This is a genomic window from Lipingzhangella rawalii (assembly GCF_031628175.1).
Classification (GTDB): domain Bacteria; phylum Actinomycetota; class Actinomycetes; order Streptosporangiales; family Streptosporangiaceae; genus Lipingzhangella_A; species Lipingzhangella_A rawalii.
The window spans coordinates 403,707-429,770 of sequence record NZ_JAVLVT010000003.1 but is presented as its reverse complement, the minus strand read 5'-3'; the positions used below and the strand labels follow the sequence as shown (position 1 = coordinate 429,770).

Sequence of the window (26,064 nt, the reverse complement as noted above, 5' to 3'; positions counted from 1 at the left end):
GGCCTCCGGCCGACCCCGATCCCGCCCCGAGGGCGAGCCCCGGCACCCCGCGTCCGAACATGGGATCAGCGGTCAGCCCTGGGTGCGGGTGGCACCCGGCACGGGCCCATGGGCACACACGGTACGCAGACACGTCCCAGACCACTCGAGTTCGGCGGCCAACTCCCGGGCATGCTCCCCGTCCCGGGCAAGAAACGCACAGGTGGGTCCGGATCCGGACACGATCCCACCGAGTGCCCCGGCATCGGCTCCGGCCTGGAGCGTCCGGGCCAGCTCCGGCCGCAGGTCCAACGCCGCAGGCTGGAGATCATTGTGCAAGGCCTGGCCCACGGCCGCCGCGTCCCCGGCCTCCAGCGCCCGCGTGAGCGCGTGCGAAAGCTCGGGCTCGGGCGCCTGGGGCCGGATGCGGTCGTAGGCGCGATACACCTCAGCCGTGGACAGGCCACCATGCGCGAGAGCGAACACCCAGTGCAGGGTGACAGTGCAGGTAAGCGGGGTGAGCTGCTCCCCACGGCTCCGTCCCACGGCGGTGTGCCCCATCAACGCGAAGGGGACGTCACTGCCGAGCTCCGCGGCGAGCGGAGCCAGCTCGGAGACCGTGTGTCCGGTGTTCCAGAGTGTGGCGCAGGCGAGGAGCGCCGCCGCGGCGTCGGCGCTGCCCCCGGCCATACCGCCGGCGACCGGGATGGCCTTGTGGATCCGAAGGTCGACAAGGTCACCAAGGTCGACTCCGCCGCGGTACCCGATGCGGTGCGCCAGCAGCTCGGCAGCGCGCGCGGCGAGATTGGTGCTGTCCTGGGGAACATCCGATCCGGTGGCGCCAGACAGGGATATGCCACTCACCCGAGCGGCCGAATCCGGCCGCCGCACGGTAACCTCGTCGTACAGTGAAACAGCGTGGAAGACATTGACCAGTTCGTGGTATCCATCTTCCCGCGCTGGCCCCACCGCGAGCTGGAGGTTTACCTTCGCTGGTACGCGGACGGTTACGGTGGTTGCAGCGGTCACGAGTCCCCAATCGTAGAGGAAGTCTCACCACCGTACGTCCGGTGTCGGGTCGCCGCGGTGAGTCTCCCCCAGAAATCGGGATCTTTTCGGCCCTAGACTCGGCTGGGAACAGTGTGGCCCTGAGGTGGGTGCACCGAAGCATTCACCGCTACCTTTGGGGCCAGACGGAGTGTGGACACCGTCGGGGAGGATCGCTTGCCGCCGGATGGGCTCCCAAAGAATCTGGAGCCGCTGGCCGCCGGGGACCCGGCGTCCATCGGTCCCTACATGCTGGCCGGACGCCTGGGCAGCGGCGGCATGGGTACGGTCTATCTGGGCCGCACCCCCCAGCGTGACGCGCTGGTCGCCATCAAAGTAATCCGCCCCGAGCTGGCTTTCGACGAGGCGACGCGGGCACGCTTCCGGGACGAGATGGAGAACGCACAGCGGGTCGCGTCGTTCTGCACCGCCAAGATCATCGACCATGGCACCTTCGAGAACCGGCCGTACATGGTCACCGAGTACATCGCGGGCACGGCGCTGGCCGAGCACATCGCCACGCACGGCGCGCTCGACTCGAGTACCCTGCACGGTTTCTCCCTGGGGGTGGCCGCCGCGCTGGCGGCAATCCACGGAGCCGGCCTGGTACACCGAGACCTGAAACCCGCCAACGTCCTCCTGTCGCTGTCCGGCCCCCGCGTGATCGACTTCGGGATCGCCCGTGCACTGAACACGGCCACGAGCCACACCCAGACCGGGATCGTGATGGGCAGTCCGGGCTGGATGGCGCCGGAGCAGCTCCTGGAAGAGACGGTCACCACCGCGGCCGACATTTTCGCCTGGGGATGTCTCGTGGCATTCGCCGGGACCGGACAACACCCCTTCGGCAACGGTGACGCAATGACCCTGGGCAAGCGGGTGTTGTTCGCCGAGCCACAGCTGGGCCAGCTGGACGCCCCCTTGGACCGGCTGGTGCCCGCCGCTCTGGCCAAGGAGGCGGAGCGGCGCCCCAAGGCGCAGGACCTGCTGTTGGAGCTGGCCGGTGGCGGAAACGACACGGGGGATTCCGGCGACCCGAACGCCATGATCAGCCAGGCGTTGAACCAGTCCTGGCGCCCCAACCTCCCCCCGATGATGCCACCCGCCTCCGGGCCGGCCCCGGCCGGCGCCGCGGGCCCACCCGGGGGCGCTCCGGCCCAGCACCCCGGACCACCGCCGGGGCACCCCGGCTACGGACCCCAGCAGGCCGGGCCGCCTCCCGGCAGCCAGCAGCCACCCCATCCCGGTGGCGCCCCGGGTGGGCAACACCCGCCCCACCACACCGACCAATTCTCCGTGGTCGGTGCCCACGGGCCCCACGTGCCAGGACAACCGCAGGGACCTCCCGCACCACACCAGCAGGCGGGACACCAGCAGGCGGGACACCATACCGGCCCGGTACCACAGGTGGCGCCCCCCGGCGGAAACCAACGCCCCAGCACCCAGCCCTATGTGCCGCCGGTTCCCCCCTCGGCGCACCATCCGGCTCCCCCCGAACAGCGTCGCACCCGATGGTTGACCATCTCCGCGGTCGTGGGGGTGGTGCTACTGCTGGTCCTGTTCGTCTCCCTCACCTGGCTGGGGGCCAGCGGCGGGGTCAGTCTTCCGTGGCAGACCGAGCGCGCGGGAGAGGCGGCACAGACCAGCGGAGACAGCCAGGACAACGACGGCGCGGATCCGGACGACCCCGGGAACGCCACCGAGGCGCAGCCGGGCGTGGAGGACCCCGAGACCGGTCCGGAACCAGAGGATGCCCTGGGACGGGTCCACGACGACTGGATCGAGTTCACGGTGTTCGCCCCCGAGTGCACCCGGGACGCTGGCGGCCCCACCTCGCTGGAGGACGCCGCCTACTGGGAGTTCGAGGTGAGCGCGCGGAACCTGTCCTCTGGGGAACTGGAGCTCTCCCCGGAGCGACAGCTGCTGCACGGGGACGGGGGGCCGACCCTGGAGGCGGAACCGGTTCTGGGCTCGGCCGAACGGGAGCTCTGGGAGCCGATCGGCCGCGGGGAAACCGCCGAGGGAACCATGGTGTTCGTGGTTCCCGACGAGATCCAGCCGAACCGCCTGGTGCTGCGTGGATCCGAGGACAGTCCGGGAGCCGAGCTGTCGATGAGTGGCGGCGCGGTGTGTGCCCACTAGATCGTGCGCTTCGGGATATCCGCGGGGTGGATCGGTGCGCTGACCACATGGCTTGACCAGGTGGGATACCGCTGACGGCCACCACGGAACCTGTGGGTGGACCATCACCGCACCCACCCCTGGGCGGCATGCGGATCACCCTGACCCCACCACCCCCGGGAAGGGAGGGGGTTTGTGGTCGTGGTAATCGCCGATCCGCACGCGCCATGTCGGCCGCCGGCGGCGTCGCGCCCTGGGGGCGCTCTCCCGCACGACGGCCAACGGGACATGGGGCGCGGCTGATGCGAGGACATCTGGCGGGTCTCGGCCACGGGCCATAAGGTGCAGGACAGATTCCTGGCTGAGCGTGCCGTGTGCACGGCGCCTCCAACCCACCCGCTGGCCCTCGAACGGCCGGGTTCACCCAGCGCCCGACGCGACCCACAACCACGACGACGCGGGCAACGAACCAATCACCGCCACCCCCACCGCTGCCCTCGTGCGGGGACGTACGTTTCCCCGGACAGCGGGATGCACCCCACGACCACCGCGCCCCCACCCCGCTGGCCGTCGTGCGGGGGAGCGCCTCGGAAAACAGGACATCGCCGGTGACCCACCAGGGCGCGACGCCGCCGGCGGCCGACACGGCGCGTGCGCGGAGCCAACCACCGCCGCCACCACCCCCAGGTGGCTCCGGCGGCGCCGAAGGATGACCGGACCCACGCACACGCGAAAACCACCGGCAACATCACAGCCCGCGGCACACCCCGCGCACCCGACCCACCCCGACGCCAGCTCCCGGGGCTGGCTCACACCTCGGCGATCCGCGCGAAATCGGTGATGGTGAGGCGTTCCCCGCGCAGGCCCGGGTCGATACCGGCGCGCCGCAGTGCCTGTTCGGCGTCCGCAGCGGAGCCGGCCCACGCGGCGAGGGCGCTGCGCAGTGTCTTGCGACGCTGCGCGAAGGCGGCGTCGATCACGGCGAAGACCTCCCGGCGCGAGGCTGTGGTTTCCGGTGGATCGTGGCGGCGTAGCGCGACCAACCCAGAGTCCACGTTCGGTGCGGGCCAGAAGACGCTGCGGCCCACACTGCCGGCCCGGTGGGCGTGGGCGTACCAGGCCAGCTTGGCCGAGGGCGCGCCGTACACTCGGGACCCGGGCGCTGCGACCAGCCGGTCGGCGACCTCGGCCTGAACCATCACTAACCCGCTGCGCAGGGACGGCAGCAGATCCAGCAGGCGCAGCACGACGGGTACCGCGACGTTGTAGGGAAGGTTCGCGACCAGGGCCGTGGGCTCCGGCGACGGCACTTCGGTGATCTGGAGCGCGTCACCGGTGACGACGGTGAGCCGGTCGCGGATTCCGGGGGCGTGCTGGGCGATGGTCTCGGGTAGCTGTGCGGCGAGCGCGGGGTCGACCTCAAGTGCGGTGACCTGGCGGACGTGCGGGAGCAGCGCCAGGGTCAACGATCCCAGCCCGGGGCCGACCTCGATCACGACGTCGGTGGTGTCGAGCTCGGCACGCCGGACGATACGGCGGACGGTTCCCTGGTCGATGACGAAGTTCTGCCCGAGCGAGCGGCTGGGGCGAAGGTCCAGCCGGGTGGCGAGGTGGCGCACCTCGACCGGGGTGAGCAGGTCGACGGATTCGTGGGTCACCGTTCCATTGTCGCAGCAGAGCGGGGCACGGCCGGGCGGACCGGCGCGGAAGGGACCAGGCCGGGACGGGGCGGCCGGACGGGCAACGCGCCCGACCGCCCCGATCCGGTCACACCCGCTGGTTCGGCAGGGTCAGAGGTAGGAGCCACAGTGCGGCCATGGTGAGGAGCCGCCCGCCTGCTCGTAGAGCATCTTGGCACGCATGGTCTGCTCGGAGGGGCTCGCCTCGCTGGGCAGTCCCGTTCCACCCACGGACTGCCAGGTGGGTTCGTCGAACTGGTAGAGGCCGTAGTAGGGCCCGGCGGGGTTGACGACGGTGGGGTCGCCCCCGGACTCACACTCGGCGAGGGCAGCCCAGTTCAGGTTGTCGACGTCGCCGCCGACGTTGGCGTCGCCGCCGCTCTGGCCCGAAGCCCCGGCGCCGTCGTCCGAATCGGAATCGTCCTCGGGTTCGGCGGTGCCGACTTCAACGATCCCGTCGGTGGGCTCCTCCAGGATCTCCTCCTCGAGCACGTGTTCGGTCTCTTCCCCCTCCATCCGCACCAGGGCGGTGGTGACCTCCTTGAGTCCGTCCTCGGGTTCCTGGACGATCTCCTCCTCACCGCGCTCGAGCTCGTCGGTCTCGACCTCCTCCGTTTCCGCTTCGATCACCACCTCCTCGGTCTCCGGTTCGGAGAGCAACTCCAGCACGTTGACGACCATGTCGTCCTCGAGCTCGGTGTCAGGCTCGGGGGTGACGATGTCGTGTTCGCCGGTCTCGACCCCGTGCGCATCGAGGAAGTCGGCAACGGTTTCCGCGACGGTCTCATCCTCGAGTCGGGCGGTGTCCTGGAGCAGCACTACCCGGCGGGCGCTGCGCGCCTCGATTTCCATCCCGTCCTCGGGGATCTCGGTGGCACGGTCCGTGGACAGGTCCAGGGGTTCGGTGCCGTATCCGAGCTGGCGCAGGGCCTGGCCGACCGTGGACGCGGTGACCCAGTGGGTGTCCGTGTCGCCATCCAGGGTCAGCTCGACGGGGCGGCCGCTGCGCACGACCACGTCGCCGCCCCGTTCGACGTCGCTGTCGAGGTCGGGGGCGACGGCGTCGTGCTCGTCCAGGTCGACCTCTGCGGCTTCCAGAACGTCGGCGACCGTGTCGCCGAAGGTGTGCACGGTCTGTGGTTCACCGTCCACGTCCAGGGTGACGCGCTTGTCCATGGCGAACGCGGTCGCGCCCCCGGCGACGAGGAGCACTGCGGCCGTGGTCGCGGCCACGGTGGTGATCCGGCCCCCCACCCAGCGCGGGACGGGGGCAAGGCGGCTCAGCTTCCGCGCACCACGGCGCCGGGCCGGGGAGGACGAGGCGGAGGCCTGGGGCGGGTGGGCCCCCGGCTCCGAGGAGGACGGGTCAACCGGCATGGAACGGGATGAGGACACTGTGGACAACCTCGAGACGATACTGCCTGACGGAGTCGGGGAGAGGTGCCGGGCGCGCCGGGGCGGCGCGGTCGTCCGGCGGGGTGGCCTGGTATGGCCAATGAGCATCAGGAAGCTACCACAGACAATGTACCGATTACATTAAGACTCGCGACGGACCGGGATGTCCTCGCGACACGACAGCACCCGAACCCCGGGCATGTCCTGACAATGACGGTGTGAGCATAATGCGGAGGTTCGTCCAGAATCGGCGTGGAGGTGCGCAATGGGACCACTCAACGGCATCCGGATTGTCGAGATCGCCGGAATCGGTCCGGGGCCGATGGCAGCGATGCTGCTGGCTGACCTGGGCGCCAGCGTACTCCGGGTGGACCGGCCGGACGTGGTCGAAGCCGCCCGACAGGGTGCGGACCGCCCCCACATGACCTCCGGACGGCCGATGCTGGGCCTGGATCTCAAGAGTGCGGATGGCCGGGAGCAGGCCCGACACGTTATCGCGGCGGCCGATGTCCTGCTGGAGGGGTTCCGTCCCGGGGTGATGGAACGCCTCGGGCTGGGACCCGATGACTGCCACCGGGACAACCCGGGCCTGGTGTACGCACGGATGACCGGCTGGGGCCAGGAAGGCCCCCTGGCCCAACGGGCCGGACACGACGTGAACTACATCGCGCTGACCGGTGCGCTGCACAGCTTCGGGCGCCGCGACTCGGCCCCGGTGCCGCCCGCGAACCTCGTCGGGGACTTCGGTGGCGGCGGGATGCTGGTGGTCACGGGAATCCTCAGTGCACTCGTGGAACGTCAGGGTTCCGGAACGGGCCAGGTTGTTGACGCGGCCATGGTGGACGGGAGCGCACTGCTGCTGTCGATGATGCACGAGGACCGGGGGCGGGGCTCGTGGAGTGACGAACGCGGCACCAACTATCTGGACACCGGGGCGCCCTGGTACGACGTGTACGAATGCGCGGACGGCGGATACGTCTCGGTCGGCGCGATCGAACCGCAGTTCTACGCCCAGCTGCTGGCCGGTCTCGGCCTGGCCGACGCCGAACTGCCCGACCAGTGGGACGCCCAGCGCTGGCCCGAGCTTCGGGAGCGTTTCGCCGCGGTACTGTCCGGGCGCACCCGGGACGAATGGGCGGACATCTTCGGGGACACGGACGCCTGTGTCCAACCCGTGCTCACCCTGGAGGAAGCCGCCACCCACCCGCACCTCGCACAGCGCGGAACGGTCCGGCACGCCGACGGCCAGGTGTGGGCCGGTCCGGCGCCGCGCTTCAGCCGTACCCCGGGAGCGGCCACCCGCGACCCCGCCGCCACGGCCCCCAGTGTCGCGGAGACGCTGGCCGCCTGGGGAATTCCCGACGCCGTCGACGGCACCACCGCCACCTGACCGCGACCGTCGCGTTTCCTCGCGGGGCGGCGTCGGCGCCCGGTGTCCCAGCCAGCCGCGGCGTGGCCCTGCGTAACCTCCGCGCAGCCAGCAGTGCGGAATCAGGCGGGATTCGCCTCCGTGGGCCAGGCCACACGGAGCCGTTCCGGGGACCGGTGCATCAGGCTGGGCAACATCGGCACCGGTTCGGGCTCCACCAGCCGAAGCCCCGGCAGCCGCGTGGTTACGGTCTCCAAGGTCGCATACACCTGGGTGCGGGCCAGTTGCGCCCCGGGACAGCCGTGCGCCCCATGCCCGAAGGCGAAATGGCGCTGCGGCTCGCGGGTGATGTCGAACTCCTCGCCGCGCCCGCACACGTCCCGGTTGGCGGATCCGAAAGCCACCAGCACCGTGTCCCCCGCCGCCAACTCCACACCCGCCAGGGTGACCGCTCGGGTGGTGACCCGGCGGAATCCCTGGATCGCCGTGTCGTAGCGCAGTATCTCCTCCACGGCTCCCGGAAGCCGGCTGACGTCGGCACACAGGCGTTCCCACTGGTCTCGATGCCGCAGCAGGTGGAGTAGTCCGGTCCCCAGAACGGCCGTGGTGGTGACCTGCCCGGCAATCAGAAGGTTGACAAGGTTCGCCACGATCTCCCCCTCCTGCTCGGCCGAGGGCGGCTGCGCATTCGCGGCGAGCCCGTGAACCAGCTCCGTGCACAGGTCGGGGCGGGGGTCGCGGCTACGGTGCCGCACATAGTCAGCGAGCAGGTGGTGGGTGGCCACGACCTCGCGCGCCAGCTCCACCTGCTGTTCGGGGGGACGGGGATGTGGGGGCAGATCGTTCCCGGCCCGGGCCGGCGGGCCGGAAGCCGGCTGGAACAGCTCCAACAGGGCCGCCGTGCCGCGCATGGCGACCGGAACGTCCGCGGGAGCCAAACCGAGCACCCGCCCCAACACATCCTGAGCCAGGGGGCGGGCAAATGCGCCCATCCACTCCGCATGGCCGTCCCGGAAACCGTCGATCAGGGACTGGACCCGTTGCCGAACGAACGGGGCCACCTCCCGAACCCGGGCGGTGGACAGGCCGCGCACGTGTGGGGCCCGGAGCCGCCGGTGCACGGCCCCGTCCGAGGTCACCACGATCGGTCCCTGCCCCGGCCCCCGGCCCAGTTCCGCGTACGTCTCCGGGGCCAGGGCAACCTCCGGCTGGAGCACGTTGGCCGAGGAGAAGTCCTCGGGCCGGCGCAGCACCTCCTGCACCTCACTACTGCGGGCCACCAGCCAGGCGCCCAACTCTGGATCGTAGGTCAGGCCGCTGCGCTGTCGGGCGCGGGCGAAGTGCGGGTGGGGATCGCGGGTGAACTCGGCGAGTGCCACATGGTCCATGCCGGCCTCCTGGGGGAACCGCTCGGCGCTACCCGTGCATCGTCACGGACGGCAGCCACTGATCACAAGTGTCGTGACGCCCTGTGGGGGTGGGAGTACGGCGGGGTGGCGTCTGCGGGGGGCACCTCCAGATGGTGGGGGGTAGGAAAGGCCGATGGGGTGGTCCAGGGGGAGCACGCCCCATGCCGAGGCGAACGGGGACCGCCAGCCTGGGCGTGGGGGTATGCCGGAGGGGATCCTTGTTTCTGGCCTCCGGCCGCGAGCTAGGGAGTGTTTCTTGAACGCTTTCGGATGAGGGAGCGGCTCTCCAGAGCGAGGTCTCGCAAGCCGCGATGTGCGAACGGCATCCTGGTTTGGCTGTGTGCGCGCATCGGCGCAGCGCGCGTCGTCCTGGGAGACGCGAGCCCGAAATGGCTCAAGAAACAGGACCTAGTCCACCAACACGCGGCGCGCGTTCGCAGCGACGGCGCTGGCCAGGTCGTCCTCGTCCATGCCCTTGGCCTCGGCGAGAGCCCGAACCGTGTACGGGATCAGGTAGGGGGCGTTCGGGCGGCCCCGGTAGGGCTTGGGCGTGAGGAAGGGCGCGTCCGTCTCCACGAGCAAGAGTTCCGGGGGCGCGATCCGGGCCGCCTCCCGCAGGGTGGTGGCACTGGCGAAGGTGATGTTTCCCGCGAAGCTCATCAGGTAGCCACGTTCGGCACAGACTTTGGCGACGTCGGCATCACCGGAGAAACAGTGCATCACGACACGGTCGGGGGCGCCCTCGTCCTCCAGGATCCGCAGCACGTCCTCGTGGGCGTCGCGATCGTGGATCATCAGGGTCAGACTGTGGCGCCGTGCCAGGTCGATGTGGCGCCGGAAGGACTCCTGTTGTGCCGCACTGCCTTCGGGACCGGTGCGGTAGTAGTCCAGCCCCGTCTCCCCGATCGCGCGCACCTGCGGCAGCGCGGCCAGCCGGTCGATTTCGTCGAGGGCGGCCTCCAGACCGGACAGGCCGCCGGCGGGGCGGGCCTTACCCGCCCAGTCGGTGTCGTCGGGCTCCACCCCGGCGGCACCATCGCCGTGCACGATCCGTGGCGCCTCGTTGGGGTGGACGGCCACGGCGGCCCACACGCTGGGAACGTCCGCGGCAACGTCGGCAGCCCACTGTGAGGAGGAGACGTCCACCCCGACCTGAACGAGCTGAGTGACCCCCACCGCGGCGGCATCCGCGACGATCTGGTCGACCTCGGGGGTCTGCATGTCCATGTGGGTGTGGGTGTCCGCCACCGGGACGCGCAGGGGCTCCGGTGCGGGTGGTGGCGTCTGGGCGTTGCGGTTACGCACCGCCTCACCGCTGCGCTTGCTCCTACTCACGTGTGCCGAGTGTATCCGCAGTTCCGGATGGGGCCGGACCGTTCCATCACGGGTCCGGCCCCGGGCCGACACCGCCTCAGGACTCGGTGAGTTCCAGGCGTTGGAAAATCGGGCTCGGCTTCGGCAGCGGGCCTCCGTGCTCCCCGGTCTGGTCCAGGATGGACTGTGCCGCGCCCGGTAGGAACGGCACCAGCAGGTGCCCCAGTTCCCGGCAGGTCGCCACGAGCTCGGCCAGGACCGTGTCCAGGGCCTCGGGGGCGGCCCCCTCCTTGCGTTCGGCCTTGGCCAAGGCCCACGGTGTGGCCGCCTCCACGTACCGGTTCCCCTCGTTACCGAGATCCGTGATGACCTCGGCGGCACGGCGGAAATCGAAACCGGCCATGGCCGCGTCCATGCGGTCCCGCGCCGTGGAGCGTGTCCGGCGCAGCTGATCCCGATCGGCGTCGCCGGTGTCGGCCCGGTCCGGATCGGCCAGCGGGGTGACCACTCCGTCGCGGTACTTGGCGACCATGGACACGGTGCGGTTGACGAGGTTGCCGATGTTGTTGGCCAGGTCCTCGTTGTTGCGGGTCACCAGGCGCTGGTCCGTGTAGTCGGTGTCCCCGGCGAGCGCGACGTCACGCAGCATCCACCAGCGCAGCGCGTCGGTACCGAACCGGTCGACGAGCTCGGCGGGGTCCTTGGCGTTACCGGCGGACTTGCTGATCTTGGCCCCGTCGGCGGTGAGGTACTCGTGCACGAAGATGGTGGTGGGCAGGCGCACGCCCGCCGAGAGCAGCATTGCGGGCCAGTACACGGCGTGGAACCGGATGATGCCCTTGCCGATGACGTGCACCAGTTCGTCGGCGTCGGTCCACCAGTAGGCGAAGGTGTCGGGGTCGGTGCCGTAGCCGGGAGCGGTGATGTAGTTGGCCAGGGCGTCGTACCACACGTAGATGACCTGGTCGGGGTCGTCGGGCACCGGGATGCCCCAGCCGCGGGCCCGCTGCATGCTGCGGGAGACACTGAAGTCCTCCAGCCCCGACTCGATGAACGCCAGGACCTCACGCTTCCGGGAGGCCGGCTCGATGCGTAGTTGGTCGGAGGAGATGAGCTCACTGAGCTGCTCCTGGTAGCGGCTCAGCCGGAAGAACCAGTTGTTCTCCTCGACGAGTTCGGGCCGCACCAGGTGTTCGGGGCAGAGCCCGTCCACCAGCTCGTCCTCGGAGTAGAACTGTTCACAGCCGTAGCAGTAGCGGCCCGTGTAGCTCTTGCGGTAGAAGTCGCCGTTCTCGGCGCACGCACGCCAGAGCTTCTCCACCCCGGGGCGGTGGCGGGGGTCGGAGCTGGTGCGGATGAAGTCGTCGAAGCGCAGGTCCAGTGGCTGTTGCAGGGCGGAAAAGCGCTCGGCGACGCGCGCCACGTACTCCTGCGGGGTGATTCCCTCGGCCTCGGCGCTCTGCACGTTCTTCAACGCATTGTCGTCCGTGCCCGTCTGGGTGCGGACCTCGTCGGAACGGCTACGCCGGTACCGTCCGAGAACGTCACACTGGAGCAGCTCCAGGGCATGCCCGATATGCGGGGTGCCGTTGACGTACGGGATGGCAGTCATCGCGAAATAGCGGCCCATGGCGAACCTTCCTCGCCCCCGCCGGGTGCCCCCGCAGTCGAAACGGAGGCTCCGCGAGGGCCTCCGTGGCTACGACGTCCTCAGGGCACGTGCGGGAGGCCGGATGACATCATCATCGGCGCGCCCGACATCATCGCGATCGGTCGTGCCCAACTCATGCCTCGCATGGTACACCCGGCGTGTACGGGCCAGCACCCACAAGCGAGGTTTCGCCCCGGTCCGGACCGCCCCCGCACCCCGCAGGGAACGGGACGCGGGAGCTGCGGGAGCACGGTACTCCCCCCGCCCCGGCGGCGGGGGCGGCACCAGCGCACCCCCTGTACCCGTGGCGCAGGACGGATAGGGTGGCGGGATCAAGCGGTCTTAGCTACCCGTGCCCGTCCGGCCGGCAGCGCCAGTGTTACCCAGCTGGCGTTGCCCGATCACCGCGCTGGAGGTGATCATCGCGGTGTCCCCGGCTCCTGCCCGGTCCCGGCTGGGATCGACCCTGCTGGCCCTGGCCATGGCCCTGTCCCTGATGGGCATGCCCATGGTCCTCCTCAGCGGGTCCACTCCCCTGGGTCAGCTGGCCAGCGAGGACCGTGCCGGGGCACCGGGTGCGTCTGTGTCTGCGTCTGCGGTTGCGCCTGCGGTTGCCACCGTGGAGGCGCCCTCGGTCTGGTTGTCGGTCACCACCGGTGTCACCGGGCCGTTGGAACAGCGGGTGACGCCACGCGACCTTCCCGAGGCCGTGGACGCCCCGCCGGTCACGCTGGGCGACCTGCCGAATCCGGCCGGATGGGTCACGCCGCAACGCACGGTGGTGGCCGCAAGTGCCGACCTGGCGCCAACGCCGGTCCAACGCGGCCCGCCACAGGCAACGAGCTAACGTCCGCGGGCCGAGCCGGTCGCCGTACGCGACCCGGCGTGGCCCGCACGTACCGCCCGTTGACCGAATCCGTCGGGAAAGGCCCTTGCCGTGACCTCGTCCATGCCCCAAGCGGCACTGTTCGGGATGGCTGTCGCCGTCGCCGTCATGCTGCTGATCGTCACTCTGCGTTTCGTCAGATCCCGACGAAACGCCGCCACACGCACGAGCCCGCCCGAGGAGCCGTTGAGCGGCCTCACCTCGGGCACGAAAGCCGCGGGAGCAGGCGCGGCCAAGGGCTCGACCAAGAAGCGCCGCGATGCCGGTTTCGGGTCCCGGCTCAGTCTGGGACTCCTGTCCCTGGTGATTCTGCTGGGTTCTCTGGGTGCCGCGCTGTACATCCCCCCCAACCTGGGGCTGGACCTCAGCGGCGGCACGCAGATGGTGCTGGAGACCAGCGACTCCGACACCGGTGCGGAGGCCAACGCTGAGAACACCGACAACACCATCGAGGTGCTGCGGCAGCGTGTGGACACGCTCGGCGTCTCGGAGGCGACACTGTCGCGGTCCGGGGAGAACCGCATCATCGTGGAGCTGCCCGGGGTGCAGGATCCTGCGGAGGCCGCCGAGATCATCGGTACCACCGCCCAGCTGACCTTCCACCCCGTGCTCGGCGTCGGCGAGCAGGCAGCCCCCGGGATGCCGGGCGGGGATACGCCGCTGCCGGACCCGGGCACTGCGAACGCGGGGGACGAGGACGAGGCCGCCGAGGACGAGGCGGATGAGGCCCTGCCTCCGGCAACGGACGAGGAGGACGCCGAGGCTCCCGAGGAGATGGATCCCGAGGAGCTTGAGGACCTCATGGGCGACGAGGGCATGGAGGGCATGCCCGAGGAGGCGCCCGAGGCCGATCCCGCCGAGATCGCCATGGAGCTGCCCGACGAGCAGGGCCAGATGCTTCAGCTGGGCGAGGCCGAGCTCGAGGGTGAGGAGATCAGCAGCGCCGAGGCGGGAATGGACGAGTTCCAGGCCAACTGGATCGTCAACGTGAACTTCCGCGGCACCGGCTCGGACGCCTGGACCGAACTCACCGGAGATGCCGCCTGCTTCAACCCCGGGGATCCGCGTCGCCGGGTCGCCATCGTGCTGGATGACCAGATCATCTCCGCGCCGCAGGTCAACGAGGAGTTCCAGTGTGATGAGGGTATGCCCGGCAACGCCATGTCCATCACCGGGGACTTCACCCAGGAGAGCGCCGAAGACCTGGCGGTGCTGATCGAGGGTGGTGCGCTGCCGCTGAACGTGGAGGAGATCGAGCGGCGCACCGTCGGCCCCACCCTGGGTGAGGAGGCCATCGAGGCCAGCTGGAAGGCGGCGTTGATCGGGCTGATCCTGACCGCGCTGTACATCACCGTCGCCTACCGCATGGTGGGTTTCCTGGCGTCGGTGGCGCTGGGGGCCTACACCCTGATCGCCTACGCCGCGCTCGTGGTGTTGGGTGCGACGCTCACCCTCCCGGGACTCGCGGGCTTCGTGCTCGCCATCGGGATGGCGATCGATGCCAACGTGCTCATTTTCGAGCGGGCGCGAGAGGAGTATCAGCGCCAGCGCCAGGTCTACGAGGCCAACAAGTCTGCGGGCATGGCCGATGCCACCCCGGAGGAGGTCGCCGCGGACGAACGCACCGGCGGGCAGAACAGTATCGGTGGCGCCACGGCCGGGGAATCGAGCACGGACAACGGTGGTACGCAGCGCCAGCGCCGTCGGGCGATCCCACCGAATCTGCACAAGGCGTTCCTCACCGGTACCCAGCGCGCCTGGAGCGCCGTGCTGGACACCAACGTGACCACGATGATCGCGGCGATCCTGCTGATCCTGCTGGCGTCCGGGCCGGTGCAGGGCTTCGGGTGGACGTTGAGCATCGGCACCATCGCTTCCATGATCTCGGCGCTGATCATCGCGCGGGTGCTGGTCGAATGGGCTGTGCGCCGTTCGGTGGTGCGCGCCAAGCCAGGGGTCACCGGGCTGTCCCGCTACAGCCGGGTGCGCGAGTGGCTGCTGGAGCGCAACCCCAACATTCTGGGGCGGAGTCAGCTGTGGCTCGGGATCGCGGCGCTGGTCCTGCTCACCGCCATCGGAGGGATGCTGCTGCGGGGGCTGAACCTCGGCGTGGAGTTCGAGGGCGGCCGCGTGCTCGACCTTCAGGTGTCCGAGGAGATGACGGTCCAGGAGGCGCGTTCGCTGATCAGTGACGCGGGGTACCCGCAGGCGGTGGTCCAGGAGTCCGGGGACGGCGACCTGGCGATTCGTACGGCCGAGGCCACGGACGAGGATGCGGCCGCGATCCAGGCGGCACTGGAGACCGAGGGAGAGGAGGTCACCCTTGTTTCCGACGAGATGATCGGCCCGTCCCTCGGGGACCAGCTGCGCAACCAGGCGCTCATCGCGCTGGGGGCGGCGCTGGCACTCCAGATGATCTACCTGGCCTGGCGGTTCCGGTGGTCGTTCGGGGTCGCGACAATGTCGGCGCTGGCCTTCAACATCACCCTGGTGATCGGACTGTTCGCCTGGTTGGGCAAGCCGATCGACGGGGTGTTCCTCGCGGCGATCCTGAGTGTGATCGGGTTCTCGGTGAACGATTACGTGGTGGTGTTCGACCGGGTTCGCGACGAATGGTCCCGGGACGAGAAGTCGCCGTTCAAACGCATCGCCAACACGGCGATCCTGCACACCCTGCCGCGGACGGTGAACACCACGATCGGCGCGGTCTTCATCCTGGCCACGCTCGCGCTGTTCGGCGGGGCGTCGTTGACGGACTTCGCGTTGGCGATGCTGGTCGGGTTGATCACCGGTGTGCTGTCCACGATCTTCGTGGCCACACCGTTGGCGATCTGGTTGAACAACTACGACCGGACTCCGCCACCGCACGTGATCAAGGAACGTAAGGCCAAGCAGCGCAAGGAGATGGAACGCGCCCGCGCCGAGGACGACGGGGCGGTGGTCTGAGCCCACCCCAACGGCGCGGCGGAGCACACGGCCCGGTCTCGGCACTGCCGAGACCGGGCCGTGGCATGTGTGTCGGATCGGCCGCGGGAGTGCCGAGACCGGGCTGCTGGCTGGGGCAGCTCAGGCGGGGGGATCCCCCGGGCCACCGTTCTCCGGGTCCTCGGGGGTGCTGGCGTCCGCAGAGTCCTTGTGGACGGCGTCGTAGACCTCACGTTTGGGCAGCCCGGTGCGGCGGGCCACCTCCTGGATTGCCTGTTTGCGGGTGAGTCCGTCGGCCTCGTGGGTGCTGACCTGTGCCCGCAGCTCCTGGGGGGCCTGCTGGGTGGTGGGGGCGTCCCGACCCAGGCCCGCGACCACCAGCACGATCTCGCCGCGGATGTCCCCGGCCGCCCACTCGGCCAATTCCCCCAGCGGTGCTCGCCGTACCTCCTCGGAGACCTTGGTGAGGTCGCGGCAGGCTGCCGCACGCCGGTCGGGACCGAACGCCTCGGCCATCGCGGCCAGGGTGCCGGCGAGGCGATGCGGGGCCTCGAAGAACACCATGGTGCGTCGCTCGGTGGACAGCTCAGCGAGCCGTCCGGACAGTCCCTTACGGGGTGGGAAACCCTCGAAGCAGAACCGGTCGGTGGGGAGACCGGACAGGGCGAGGGCGGCGGTGACCGCGGATGGCCCGGGAAGGACCGTGACGGTGATGCCCATCTCCACGCAGGCGGTGACGAGGCGATATCCGGGGTCGGAGATCGCGGGCATACCGGCCTCGGTCACCAGCAGCACGTCGTGGCCGCCCCGGAGTTTGTCCAGTAGCTGCTCGGCCCGGGACTGTTCGTTGCCGTCGAAATAGGAGATAAGGCGGGCACCGGCCACCCCGCCCAGGCGCAGGTCCAGACGCGCGGCGAGGCTGCGCAGGCGGCGGGTGTCCTCGGCCGCGATAATCTCGGCGCTCTCTAGTGCGGCCCGCAGCCGGGCGGTGGTGTCCTCGCTGTTTCCGATGGGTGTTGCGGCCAGAGTCAGCACTCCGGTGCTCTCGGCGATCCCGATCGCACGGGCGCCTCGGAAAGTTCCGGACAGCCGATTCTGGCGCTCCGAGCTCACCACTCGCCCCCGATCCCGACGTTCGTTACGGTAAGGCAGGTTTCCCTGTCCCCTCGCTCTAGTATGGCGCCGATGCCCACCATCTCATCCTCGGTTCCCGGATCTGGCCCGCACGGTTCACCGGCCGGGTCGCCTCCGGATTCGGTGCGGGATCGTCTGGTCCCCCCGCCCATACACCCACGTTGGCTGGCCTGGCTGGCGCCGGCGCTCGTGGCACTGTTCGCCGGTGCGCTGCGCCTGGTGCGGCTGGGCCAGCCTCCGGCGATCTACTTCGACGAGACGTACTACGCCACGGACGCACTCGCGCTGCGCACCTTCGGGGTGGAGTGGGGCAGTGTCGAGGACTCGGACGCCCTGATGAGTGCGGGCACCGTGGACGTGTGGACCGACGAACCCGCGATCGTGATGCATCCCCCCTTCGGCAAGTGGATGATTGCGGCCGGAGATGCCCTGTGGGGAATGCTGCCCTTCGACGCGGCCACCAGCCCGGTGGGGTGGCGGCTTGCCGCCGCCGTGGTGGGCATGCTGTCGGTACTGGTGCTGGCGCGAATCGCGATCCGGATGACCCGGTCCATCCTGTTGGGCAGCATGGCCGGGCTGATCCTGGCCCTGGACGGTCTGCACTTCACACTGAGCCGGATCGCGATGCTGGACATCTTCGTGATGTTCTGGGTCCTTGCAGGATTCGCCTGCCTGGTGGTGGACCGGGAACGTAACCGGGCCCGCCTCGCCGATCTGGTGAACCAGGGCCGGGCGGATGCCTGGTGGCTGGGGATGCGTTGGTGGCGGATTGCTGCCGGCGTGTGTTTCGGCCTGGCCTGTGGCACGAAGTGGTCGGCGCTGTTCTTCATCGCCGCGTTCGGTCTGTTGACGGTGGCCTGGGACTACGGGGCACGGCGGGCGGCGGGCCAGCGCCGGGCCGGGCTGCCGTGGCTCGCCGCAGATGCGGCACCGGCGTTTGTTCAGGTGGTCGGGGTCGCCTTCGTCACCTACGTGGCGACGTGGAGCGCCTGGCTGTTCAGTTCCCAGGGGTACTACCGGGACTGGGCCGCGCAGAACGCGGACGGGATCTGGCACCTGGTTCCTGGCCCGCTGCTGCCCGCGGTGGACGCGATACGCAGTCTCGTCGCGTATCACGTGCGCATGTGGGAGTTCCATACCGAGCTGGACGCCCACCATGACTACGCGTCCTCCGCCTGGGAGTGGCTCGTGATGCGCACTCCGGTGCTGTTTCACTCGGACTGGGAGGCCACGGGGTGCGCCACGGAGGACGCCACCGCGGACTGCGCGACGGTGGTCCTGGGAATCGGAACCCCCGTGTTGTGGTGGCTGTCGCTGGTCGCACTCGCGGTGATGCTGGGCTGGTGGATGATCCTGCGGGACTGGCGGGCCGGCGCGGTTCTGGTGGGTGTGGCCGCGGGTTGGCTGCCCTGGCTGGCGTTCCCCGACCGGACGATGTTCGTGTTCTACGCCCTGCCGATCCTGCCGTTCCTGGTGCTGGGCATCACGCTCGCGGTGGGTCTCCTGCTTGGACCGAACGCGGACAGCCCCCGGTTCGGGGCCGTGCGGCGGGTCGTCGGCGGCGTTGTCTCCGGCGTCACGATGTTGGTGATCCTGGCGAACTTCCTGTTCCTGTATCCGGTGTTGTCGGCGGAACCCATCACCCGCGAGGCGTGGAGCGAACGCATGTGGTTCGACACCTGGATCCACGGCAATGCCGACCCCGCTGCGGAGGCCGACGCCGACGCCGACACTGGCGCTGACACTGGCGCTGGCACTGACGCCACCGAGCATGAGGGCGAGGCAGACACCGGCGCGGGAGCCGACACGGAACCCGGTGACCACGGTGGCGACGCCGGCCCCGGGGGCACACCGCAGGCGCCCGAAACCGACCAGCCTGGCGTGCAGGACGACCAGGAGCCCCAGCCTGGGCTGGAGGGGGACGACGGCCCCGACGACGACCCGGCCCAGCCCCCGGCCGCGGGGAGCTGAACACCCGGCGCGGGACACCGTGAACCGGTGTCATATCCCTCCCATTTTCGGGCGCCGGCTGGTATTCTCGGTCGTGGTTGCGGTTGTAGTTTCCCTGGCCAGTGGCGCCTCGCGGAACTTCACGCGGGCGCTGGACAGTGGGGGCATCTCCCGGGACGGCGCTCGGCAGCCCGAGGCCAGCAGGGTGCGGCCTCGTCGAAAGTCCTCCAAGGGGAGAGCGCATGGCTCAGGGCACCGTGAAGTGGTTCAACTCTGAGAAGGGTTACGGTTTCATCGCTGTCGACGGTGGTGGTCCGGACGTGTTCGTCCACTACTCCGCGATCGCGGGGACCGGCTTCCGGAACCTTGAAGAGAATCAGGCAGTAGAGTTCGAGATCACGCAGAGCCCCAAGGGTCCGCAGGCGTCGGACGTGCGGTCGCTCTAGCGGCAACAGACCACCGCGTGGCCCCCGTTCCACCTTCGGGACGGGGGTTGACTCGTGTCGGGAGGCCGTGCCCGCACCCGTGGTGCGTAGCGGATAGCCTGCATGTGCGGTTCTACGCCCGCGCTGCGGTGTGGGCTCGGCAGGAGCGGAGATGTTTGGTTTCGGGTTCTGGGAAGTGGTGGTGCTGGGCGGGCTTGCGCTGCTCATCTTCGGCCCGGACCAGCTCCCCAAGGCGATCAAGCAGGTTGGTGGGGTGGTGCGTCAGCTTCGCCGGATGGCGGACAGCACCAAGCGTGACCTCCAGCAGGAGCTCGGACCGGAATTCCGCGACTTCGACGTCGCGGACCTGAACCCGCGGCGGTTCGTCCGTAAGCACCTGTGGGAACAGCCCGAGGAGGCCTGGCGCGCGCAGTCGGCGCGCAACGGCGGCGCCCGGTCGACCAGCGAGCGTCTCGGTGGACGGCGCCCCCCATTCGACAACGAGGCAACCTGACCTCGAATCACGCCCGCCCGCGCGGCGGAACTGCCGCGCGGGCGGAACGAACTCGGGTTACCACCAGCTCCATCCGCAGAACTCACCACATCCGGGGTGCCCGCTGTGGTGCACGACCGCCGGTGTTCCGGCGGCGGCCGTGTCGGCCATGTTGGCCGTGTCGGCAGCGGCCGGCACCGTTCCGACTCCGAACACGCCCAGTATGAGCAGCACGCTGGTGACAGCGAATCGTTTAAACACGTCGCACCTCTCGCTGAACTCCGCTACCCCTTCCCTATATAACGCAGAATGACGCATCGAACACTCTTTGCACAAGACCGTGGTGGGGTACCACGCGGACCAGGGGTCCGGCACGTACCGGGCGGGGCGACGGGCCAGGGGCAACGGTGCAATGCTGACGATGCGGAGCACCGCTGGACACCGGGGCGCACCCGGATGCCCGCAGATGCGCCTCCCGCGGCCTCAGGAGGTGGCGTCGATCCTGGCCAGGACCTGTTCCCCGATCTCCAGCATCGCGTCCACCTGCTCCGGGGTGAGCTGGTCGAAAACCAGGTCCCGCACGGTGTTCACATGCTGGGGAGCGGCCTGTTCTATGGTGCCTCTTCCGTGCTCCGTCAGCACAATGAAGGCACCACGGGCGTCCTCACTGCACTCCTGTCGTTCCACGAGGCCACGGCGCTGCATCCGGCCGAGGTGGTGGGACAGGCGACTCTTCTCCCACTGGAGGGTCTCGGCGAGTTCGCCGACCCGGGCTCGCCCGTCCGGCCGGTCGGTCAACTGGACCAGGACGTCGAAGTCGGACAGGGACAGGCCAGAGTCGGCCTGGAGCTGTCGGTGCATCCGCACGGTGAGTCGGGCGTGCATGTCGAGGTAGGCGCGCCATGCCCGCTGTTCGTGGTCGGTGAGCCATCGCGTGTCAGTCACACCCCCAGTCTACCCACTAGTTGACACATCATATATTTCTCCGTATATTAATTGATGCATCAACTAACCGGGGGGATTCGGGAGCGGAACCGGACGGCGGCTGCGGATCTCTGGCGGCGCGGCGGGCCTGACGCTCCGATATCTCTCCGGGGACCGCACATGACCGAACGCAGCAACGACAGGGAGAACCCCATGAGCCAGCCCGTGAAGCTGAGCGTGATCTACTACTCGGCCACCGGAACGATCGCCGAGATCGCGTCGGTGCTCGCCAAGACCGCGGAGGCCGCGGGGGCCGAAGTCCGGGTGCGTCGGGCGGCGGAGCTCGCCCCCCAGGAAGCGATCGACGCCAACCCTGCCTGGCGCGACAACCTGGAGACCACCCGCCATATCCCCGAGGCCACGGCTGAGGACGTCGTGTGGGCCGACGCGGTCCTCCTGGGCAGCCCCACGCGCTACGGCAACATCGCCGCACAGCTCAAGCAGTTCGTGGACACGCTGGGGCCGCAGTGGCAGCAGGGGTTGCTCGCGGACAAGGTCTACAGCGGGTTCGTGTCCAGCGCCACCCAACACGGCGGCCAGGAGTCGACGCTGCTGGCGCTGTACCACACCATCCACCACTTCGGTGGAATCATCGTCAGCCCCGGATACACCGACGCCTCGAAGTTCGTGGACGGCAATCCCTACGGCACCAGCCACGTGGACGCGCAGGGACAACGCCCGGTGGACGAGGCCACCCGGACCGCCGCGGCCGTACAGGCCAGGCGTGTGGTGAACGTGGCCGCCGCGTTGACGGCGTCGAGCACAACGTAAGCACTCACGGGCAGAAAGGTCGCCATGACACTGGCAACGAGTGGTCTGCACCATGTCACGGCCATCGCGGGTGATCCACAGCGCAGCGTGGACTTCTACCTGCGCACACTGGGGCTGCGGCTGGTCAAGTCCACGGTGAACTTCGACGCACCGGATGTCTACCACCTCTACTACGGAGACGAGTCGGGGCGGCCCGGCAGCCTGCTGACGTTCTTTCCCTTCGGCACGGCCCCTCCGGGGCAGCGGGGCACCGGGCAGGCCACGACCACGGCGTTCTCGGTCCCCGGGGAATCCATCGGGTGGTGGCAACGCCACCTGCGTGGGCTCGGGATCGACGTCAGTGAGGTCACGGAGCGAAACGGCGAGGAAGCGGTGACGTTCCACGACCCGGACGGGCTCCAGCTCGCCCTGGTCGCCCATCCCCAGGGGGATCCGCGGGCGCCGTGGGACAACGGTGTGGTGCCGCCGGAGCACGGCATCCGGGGGCTGCACTCGGTGACCCTGTCGACCGCCGCGGAGTCCGGGACCGTGGGGATGTTGCAGGATCTGGGGCTGCGCCCCGTCGAGCAGCACGAGAACCGGATCCGGCTCGCGGCCGGGGACGGCGGCCCCGGAGCACTCGTCGATGTCCATGTGGATCCGCGGGGGCCGCGCGGTCTGGTCGCGGGCGGCACGGTGCACCACGTGGCCTGGCGGGTACCGGACGAGGCCACCCAGGAACGGTGGCGAGCCGAACTCGCGGACCGTGGGGCCCGGGTCACCGCGATCCTGGACCGGCAGTACTTCCGCTCGATCTACTTCCGTGAGCCGGGGGGCACCCTGTTGGAGATCGCCACGGACACGCCGGGGTTCGACACCGACGAGCCGCTCCTGGAGCTGGGGCGGGCCCTGAAGCTTCCGCCGTGGCTGGAGCCCAGCCGCGAACAGATCGCGGGCGCTCTCCCGAAGCTGTCCCTCCCCCGGGAAAACAACCCGGAGCTGGCTGAGGGGAGGCCGGTGTGAGCGGGGTCCTGGACCGCCCGCACGTCTGGCTGCCCGGCCCTACCGCCGGGCAGCGCGGGGCACAGCGGCCGCTGCTACTCCTGCACGGCACCGGCGGGGACGAGAACGATCTGCTGCCCCTGCGGGAACACCTCGCGCCCTCGGCGCCCGTCCTGTCGGTGCGGGGTGCGGTTCTGGAGAACGGTATGCCGCGCTTCTTCCGACGGCTGCGGGAAGGAGTCTTCGACGAGGAGGATCTGCGCCACCGTGTGGACGAGCTGGCCCAGTTCCTGAGCGCGGCCGAACAGGAGTACGGGGTGAGCCCGGGGTCCTGGTGCGCGGTCGGATTCTCCAACGGCGCGAACATCGCCTCAGCTCTGTTGCTCCAGCGCCCGGAGACACTCACGGAGGCGGTGCTGTTCGCGGCCATGGTTCCGTTCCGCGCGCCGCCGCAGGCGGACCTGACGGGCCGGCGGGTGGCCGTGGTCAACGGGCAGGCGGATCCGATGGCCACGCCGCGGCACACCGAGGTGCTGAGCGAGCAGCTGCGCACGGCCGGCGCCGAGGTCAGCGTGTTCGGTCACGCGGGGGGACACACGATCGACGCCCGCTCGCTCCCGCGGGTGCACGCCTTCCTGAGCAATTCCTGACCACGGCTGCGGCACCGCACTCCCCGGGAACCTGCGGTTTCGGGCACGGGCCGCGACGCGGCGGCGGGCACATGTTTCGGTCCACCGCGGCGCAGCCCCAGCGGTCCGGGTTCTCGCCGGCCTGGCGTGCGTATCGCGGTGTGTGCGCCCCCGGGGGGCACGCCCGGTGCTCGACCCCGGTGGCGAGCTCACCGCCGCGGGCCGCTGCGGGGGTCCTCCCGGACCACGAGACGGGGCGCGGGAGGGCCGCCCCGCAGTGGGGACTGTGGCCACCAGGACCACAGCGGCGGGGCACCCGTGATCCCGCCGCACATGGTTTCTCGGTTGGCTCGGTGGCGCTGGTTGAGCGCCTGACGTCCGAGGGGTATGGGAGCTGTCCCCGCGGGTGGTGCCTGGCGTGCCACCCGCGCGGACACCTGGGGCCAACGGCTACACGGCCGGAGCCAGCCCCCGGCGGCGGGCTGCGGGTGCACGCCACCAAGTCTCCGAACGCGATCGGCCCGGGACCAATGCTGGGGACGAGGCACGCTCGGGTGCGCCGAGGTGTGCAACCCGGGGTGTCCACTTCCGGGAGCTCGTTCGCGGCACGATCGGCGAGGTCCGCCTGTCGGTTCCACGTTGAAGCCGGGTGGATCACTATGCTCAACTGCCATGTTCGGAACGCTGGGCGGTTGGATTCTGCGCGGCGGCGAGGCCGTGATCAGCTATATACGGAGCCGTCTCTGGCCGGTCCCGGTTGTCCTGGCTACTGTTCTGGTCATTGCGGCCGAGCTGCTGTCGCAGGTGCACGTACCCGCGGGAAGCGCGACCGAACGGTGGCTGTGGCCGGGCGAGAGCTCTGCCGCCGAGTCCATGCTCAGCCTGCTGGCCGGCTCTTCGCTCACGGTGATCAGCCTGACGATGTCGATGACCCTGGTGGTTCTCCAGCTCGCGTCGGCCAACTCTCCCCGCCTGCTGCGCGAGTTCACCAGCGATTTCTCGACCCAGCTACTCCTCGGTGGCTTCTTCGGCCTCTTCGGTTACTGCCTGGTCGTGCTGCGCAACCTCCCGCCGGATCCGCCCGGGCACGTTCCCGCCCTGGCCGTGGGCATCGCTCCGCTGCTGGCGTTGCTCGTGGTTGGGGGACTCATCGCGTTCATCGCCTACTTGGTCCAACTGCTGCGCATCGACCTCGTCATGTCCGAGGTCCGCAACGAAGGGTCACGCGTGCTGCGGGCTGTCTACGGACCTGTGGAATCCCCGTTCCCACGCGGGGACGCACCGCCCACGGCGGGAGGAGTCCCCATGCGGGCGCAGAAGGCCGGTTACGTCCAGTTCATCGACCTGGATGAGCTGTTCCGGAGCCTGCGGAGCACCGGATACACCGTCGTGGTCGATGTACGGCCGGGCGACCGGATCCGGCCGGGCCACCCGCTCGGGCGCGTCGTGTGCGAACACGAGGACGGGCCGGGAGATGTGAGCGATCGTCTCACCGACATGTTCGTCATCGGAGACGAGCGCACCATGGATCAGGACGTTTCGTTCGCCGTCCGCCAACTTGCGGACGTGGCCGTCAAGGCCCTGTCGCCGGGCGTCAACGACCCCACCACGGCCACCCACGCGCTCGACTTTCTGGGTGACTTGCTCAGCCAACGGGCCCGCTACCCAGACGGGCACCAGCGACTGGTGCACGGGGATGGTTCCGAACTGTACCTGCGCGGCTACGACCTGGACGAACTGCTGCTGCTCTCGACCGACCAGATCCTGCGATACGGCGGCGCGGAGCCAGCGGTGCTGTCGGCGATCCTTTCCGTCTCTCGCGATCTCGCCGCACACACCGTGCCCGACCAGCGGCGTCACGAGGCTGTGCAGCAGCTAATCGACAGGGTGTCCTGGACTATCGGGCGACACATCCCCGACCCTGTTGCCGCGGACCGGGTCCGCGACGAGGTCGACACCACCCGAGTCGCGCTGCGAACTGTGTGAGCCCACCGCGCTGGCGGCTGGGGCGGCCTGCGGTCCGTGTGCCTCTGCGTCGAGTGGAGAAGCGGGCGGTGTCCCCGACCGGGGTGGCTGGCCCCAGAGACGAGGCGGCTCTGGCAGCTCCGGGGCGCCTCCAAGCCGTGGGGTCCGCTGAAGACCGATGAGCACGTGGGGCGACCACTACAGCGTGCACGGTGAACCGTCTGCGCCACCCTCCGTTGGCCGTCATTCGGGGGAGCTCCCCGAAGCCCGAGATCACCGATCACCACCACGGCGCGATGCCGCCGGCGGCCGACACGGCCCGCACGGACAACCACCCCCACCGCAATCCCCCGGGTGCCGGAACTCTCGACACCGAGCCCTGGCCTGACCCACCAGCGGCGGACCCCCGCTACCAGGGCCACCACAGGGCCTGCGGGTGAACCACCCCCGCACCCCCCGTGCCCGGTGGCCCGTGGCGTAGGGGAGCCCACGGCCCTCGGCGCGAACATTCCCTCGACGGCACGACGAACACCCAGACCAAACCCTCCCCGGGGAGGGCAGGGATTGTGGTAGCTGGTCATCACCGATCCGCACGCGCCGTTTTGGCCGCCGGCGGCGTCGCGCCCTGGGGGCGCTCCCCCGCACGACGGCCAACGTGCCTATCAGGGGCCAGGTGAACGCACCCCCACCCTGAGAAATCATCCCCAGCACGACGACCAACAGCGATGTCCGGGGCAAAATGGACATGTTTCGGCCCGGCCAAACATCCCCGCGCACAGCAACCAACGGGAGCGCAGGGAGCATCCCAGCCGGACCAGAAACCCCACACCGCGACGCCACTACCCTGCTGGCCACCGCGCAGGAGTACACGACACCCGCGGGCACACCACGGCCACCGCACCCCTCCGCTGGCCGTCGTGCGGGGAAGCGCCCCCAGGGCGCGACGCCGCCGGCGGC

19 protein-coding genes and 1 pseudogene are annotated in these 26,064 nt (G+C 69.9%); 11 read left to right on the top strand and 9 right to left on the bottom strand.

The window, feature by feature from the left end; translation table 11 throughout:
- Positions 1-72 precede the first annotated feature (72 nt).
- A complete protein-coding gene (locus tag RIF23_RS08685; RefSeq protein ID WP_310911888.1) occupies positions 73-1,008 on the bottom strand; it encodes a 4-(cytidine 5'-diphospho)-2-C-methyl-D-erythritol kinase in 936 nt (311 codons plus the stop codon).
- Positions 1,009-1,203: 195 nt separating this feature from the next.
- Here RIF23_RS08685 and RIF23_RS08680 point away from each other — a divergent pair, with 195 nt between their 5' ends.
- The gene (locus tag RIF23_RS08680; protein ID WP_310911887.1) at positions 1,204-3,168 is read left to right on the top strand and encodes a serine/threonine-protein kinase; all 1,965 of its coding nucleotides are present in this window, start codon (positions 1,204-1,206) and stop codon (positions 3,166-3,168) included.
- Positions 3,169-3,956: 788 nt separating this feature from the next.
- Here the strand turns inward: RIF23_RS08680 and rsmA are convergent.
- Positions 3,957-4,805, bottom strand: a complete 849-nt coding sequence (gene rsmA, locus RIF23_RS08675; protein ID WP_310911886.1) for a 16S rRNA (adenine(1518)-N(6)/adenine(1519)-N(6))-dimethyltransferase RsmA — start codon at positions 4,803-4,805, stop codon at positions 3,957-3,959.
- A gap of 132 nt (positions 4,806-4,937) precedes the next feature.
- A complete protein-coding gene (locus RIF23_RS08670) occupies positions 4,938-6,059 on the bottom strand; it encodes a ubiquitin-like domain-containing protein (protein ID WP_310911885.1) in 1,122 nt (373 codons plus the stop codon).
- Positions 6,060-6,486: 427 nt separating this feature from the next.
- Between RIF23_RS08670 and RIF23_RS08665 the strand changes: the two genes are divergently transcribed.
- Positions 6,487-7,611 carry a CaiB/BaiF CoA transferase family protein gene (locus tag RIF23_RS08665; RefSeq protein WP_310911884.1) on the top strand — a complete coding sequence of 375 codons (1,125 nt, stop codon included), beginning with the start codon at positions 6,487-6,489 and terminating at the stop codon, positions 7,609-7,611.
- Between the two features lie 101 nt (positions 7,612-7,712).
- Here RIF23_RS08665 and RIF23_RS08660 read toward each other — a convergent pair whose 3' ends face one another.
- The 3 genes from RIF23_RS08660 to RIF23_RS08650 all read right to left on the bottom strand — a co-directional run bounded on the left by RIF23_RS08660 (position 7,713) and on the right by RIF23_RS08650 (position 11,943).
- A complete protein-coding gene (locus RIF23_RS08660) occupies positions 7,713-8,978 on the bottom strand; it encodes a cytochrome P450 (RefSeq protein ID WP_310911883.1) in 1,266 nt (421 codons plus the stop codon).
- A gap of 429 nt (positions 8,979-9,407) precedes the next feature.
- A complete protein-coding gene (locus RIF23_RS08655; protein ID WP_310911882.1) occupies positions 9,408-10,334 on the bottom strand; it encodes a TatD family hydrolase in 927 nt (308 codons plus the stop codon).
- Between the two features lie 76 nt (positions 10,335-10,410).
- Positions 10,411-11,943, bottom strand: a complete 1,533-nt coding sequence (locus RIF23_RS08650) for a methionine--tRNA ligase (RefSeq protein ID WP_310911881.1) — start codon at positions 11,941-11,943, stop codon at positions 10,411-10,413.
- 448 nt (positions 11,944-12,391) lie between these two features.
- On the opposite strand from RIF23_RS08650, the gene RIF23_RS08645 reads away from it, so the two are divergent.
- Together RIF23_RS08645 and secD are read left to right on the top strand one after the other, a co-directional pair.
- Positions 12,392-12,811 carry a hypothetical protein gene (locus RIF23_RS08645; protein WP_310911880.1) on the top strand — a complete coding sequence of 140 codons (420 nt, stop codon included), beginning with the start codon at positions 12,392-12,394 and terminating at the stop codon, positions 12,809-12,811.
- Positions 12,812-12,901: 90 nt separating this feature from the next.
- Positions 12,902-15,796: a protein translocase subunit SecD gene (secD, locus tag RIF23_RS08640; RefSeq protein ID WP_310911879.1), complete on the top strand. Its 2,895-nt coding sequence runs from the start codon at positions 12,902-12,904 to the stop codon at positions 15,794-15,796.
- Positions 15,797-15,916: 120 nt separating this feature from the next.
- Here the strand turns inward: secD and rsmI are convergent, their stop codons facing one another.
- Entirely contained in the window at positions 15,917-16,810 is an 894-nt protein-coding gene (gene rsmI / locus RIF23_RS08635) for a 16S rRNA (cytidine(1402)-2'-O)-methyltransferase (protein ID WP_310912111.1), read from the bottom strand.
- Positions 16,811-16,960: 150 nt separating this feature from the next.
- Here rsmI and RIF23_RS08630 point away from each other — a divergent pair.
- From RIF23_RS08630 to RIF23_RS08620, 3 genes and pseudogenes are all read left to right on the top strand, one after another.
- Positions 16,961-18,604, top strand: a pseudogene (locus RIF23_RS08630) (dolichyl-phosphate-mannose--protein mannosyltransferase); the annotation flags it as partial.
- A gap of 497 nt (positions 18,605-19,101) precedes the next feature.
- Positions 19,102-19,305, top strand: coding sequence for a cold-shock protein (locus tag RIF23_RS08625; protein ID WP_310911877.1), 204 nt, complete (start codon positions 19,102-19,104; stop codon positions 19,303-19,305).
- Between the two features lie 151 nt (positions 19,306-19,456).
- Complete coding sequence (locus RIF23_RS08620) at positions 19,457-19,798, top strand: sec-independent translocase (protein ID WP_310911876.1); 342 nt, start codon at positions 19,457-19,459, stop codon at positions 19,796-19,798.
- A gap of 57 nt (positions 19,799-19,855) precedes the next feature.
- Here RIF23_RS08620 and RIF23_RS08615 read toward each other — a convergent pair whose 3' ends face one another.
- A complete protein-coding gene (locus RIF23_RS08615; protein WP_310911875.1) occupies positions 19,856-20,038 on the bottom strand; it encodes a hypothetical protein in 183 nt (60 codons plus the stop codon).
- A 222-nt stretch (positions 20,039-20,260) separates the two neighbouring features.
- A complete protein-coding gene (locus RIF23_RS08610; protein WP_310911874.1) occupies positions 20,261-20,722 on the bottom strand; it encodes a MarR family winged helix-turn-helix transcriptional regulator in 462 nt (153 codons plus the stop codon).
- Positions 20,723-20,914: 192 nt separating this feature from the next.
- On the opposite strand from RIF23_RS08610, the gene wrbA reads away from it, so the two are divergent.
- From wrbA to RIF23_RS08590, 4 genes are all read left to right on the top strand, one after another.
- Positions 20,915-21,532, top strand: coding sequence for an NAD(P)H:quinone oxidoreductase (wrbA, locus tag RIF23_RS08605; protein ID WP_310911873.1), 618 nt, complete (start codon positions 20,915-20,917; stop codon positions 21,530-21,532).
- A 24-nt stretch (positions 21,533-21,556) separates the two neighbouring features.
- Positions 21,557-22,534, top strand: coding sequence for a ring-cleaving dioxygenase (locus RIF23_RS08600; RefSeq protein WP_310911872.1), 978 nt, complete (start codon positions 21,557-21,559; stop codon positions 22,532-22,534).
- The gene (locus RIF23_RS08595; protein WP_310911871.1) at positions 22,531-23,163 is read left to right on the top strand and encodes an alpha/beta hydrolase; all 633 of its coding nucleotides are present in this window, start codon (positions 22,531-22,533) and stop codon (positions 23,161-23,163) included. The genes RIF23_RS08600 and RIF23_RS08595 overlap by 4 nt, the downstream gene beginning before the upstream one ends.
- A gap of 651 nt (positions 23,164-23,814) precedes the next feature.
- Positions 23,815-25,128, top strand: a complete 1,314-nt coding sequence (locus tag RIF23_RS08590; protein WP_310911870.1) for a DUF2254 domain-containing protein — start codon at positions 23,815-23,817, stop codon at positions 25,126-25,128.
- The last annotated feature ends 936 nt before the right edge of the window (positions 25,129-26,064 follow it).

Bases quoted from the DNA above. Each gene is read 5' to 3' on its own strand.
- RIF23_RS08665 (WP_310911884.1), top strand. From the start codon at position 6,487: ATGGGACCACTCAACGGCATCCGGATTGTCGAGATCGCCGGAATCGGT.
- RIF23_RS08660 (WP_310911883.1), bottom strand. From the start codon at position 8,978: ATGGACCATGTGGCACTCGCCGAGTTCACCCGCGATCCCCACCCGCAC.
- RIF23_RS08650 (WP_310911881.1), bottom strand. From the start codon at position 11,943: ATGGGCCGCTATTTCGCGATGACTGCCATCCCGTACGTCAACGGCACC.
- RIF23_RS08625 (WP_310911877.1), top strand. From the start codon at position 19,102: ATGGCTCAGGGCACCGTGAAGTGGTTCAACTCTGAGAAGGGTTACGGT.
- RIF23_RS08620 (WP_310911876.1), top strand. From the start codon at position 19,457: ATGTTTGGTTTCGGGTTCTGGGAAGTGGTGGTGCTGGGCGGGCTTGCG.
- wrbA (WP_310911873.1), top strand. From the start codon at position 20,915: ATGAGCCAGCCCGTGAAGCTGAGCGTGATCTACTACTCGGCCACCGGA.
- RIF23_RS08600 (WP_310911872.1), top strand. From the start codon at position 21,557: ATGACACTGGCAACGAGTGGTCTGCACCATGTCACGGCCATCGCGGGT.
- RIF23_RS08590 (WP_310911870.1), top strand. From the start codon at position 23,815: ATGTTCGGAACGCTGGGCGGTTGGATTCTGCGCGGCGGCGAGGCCGTG.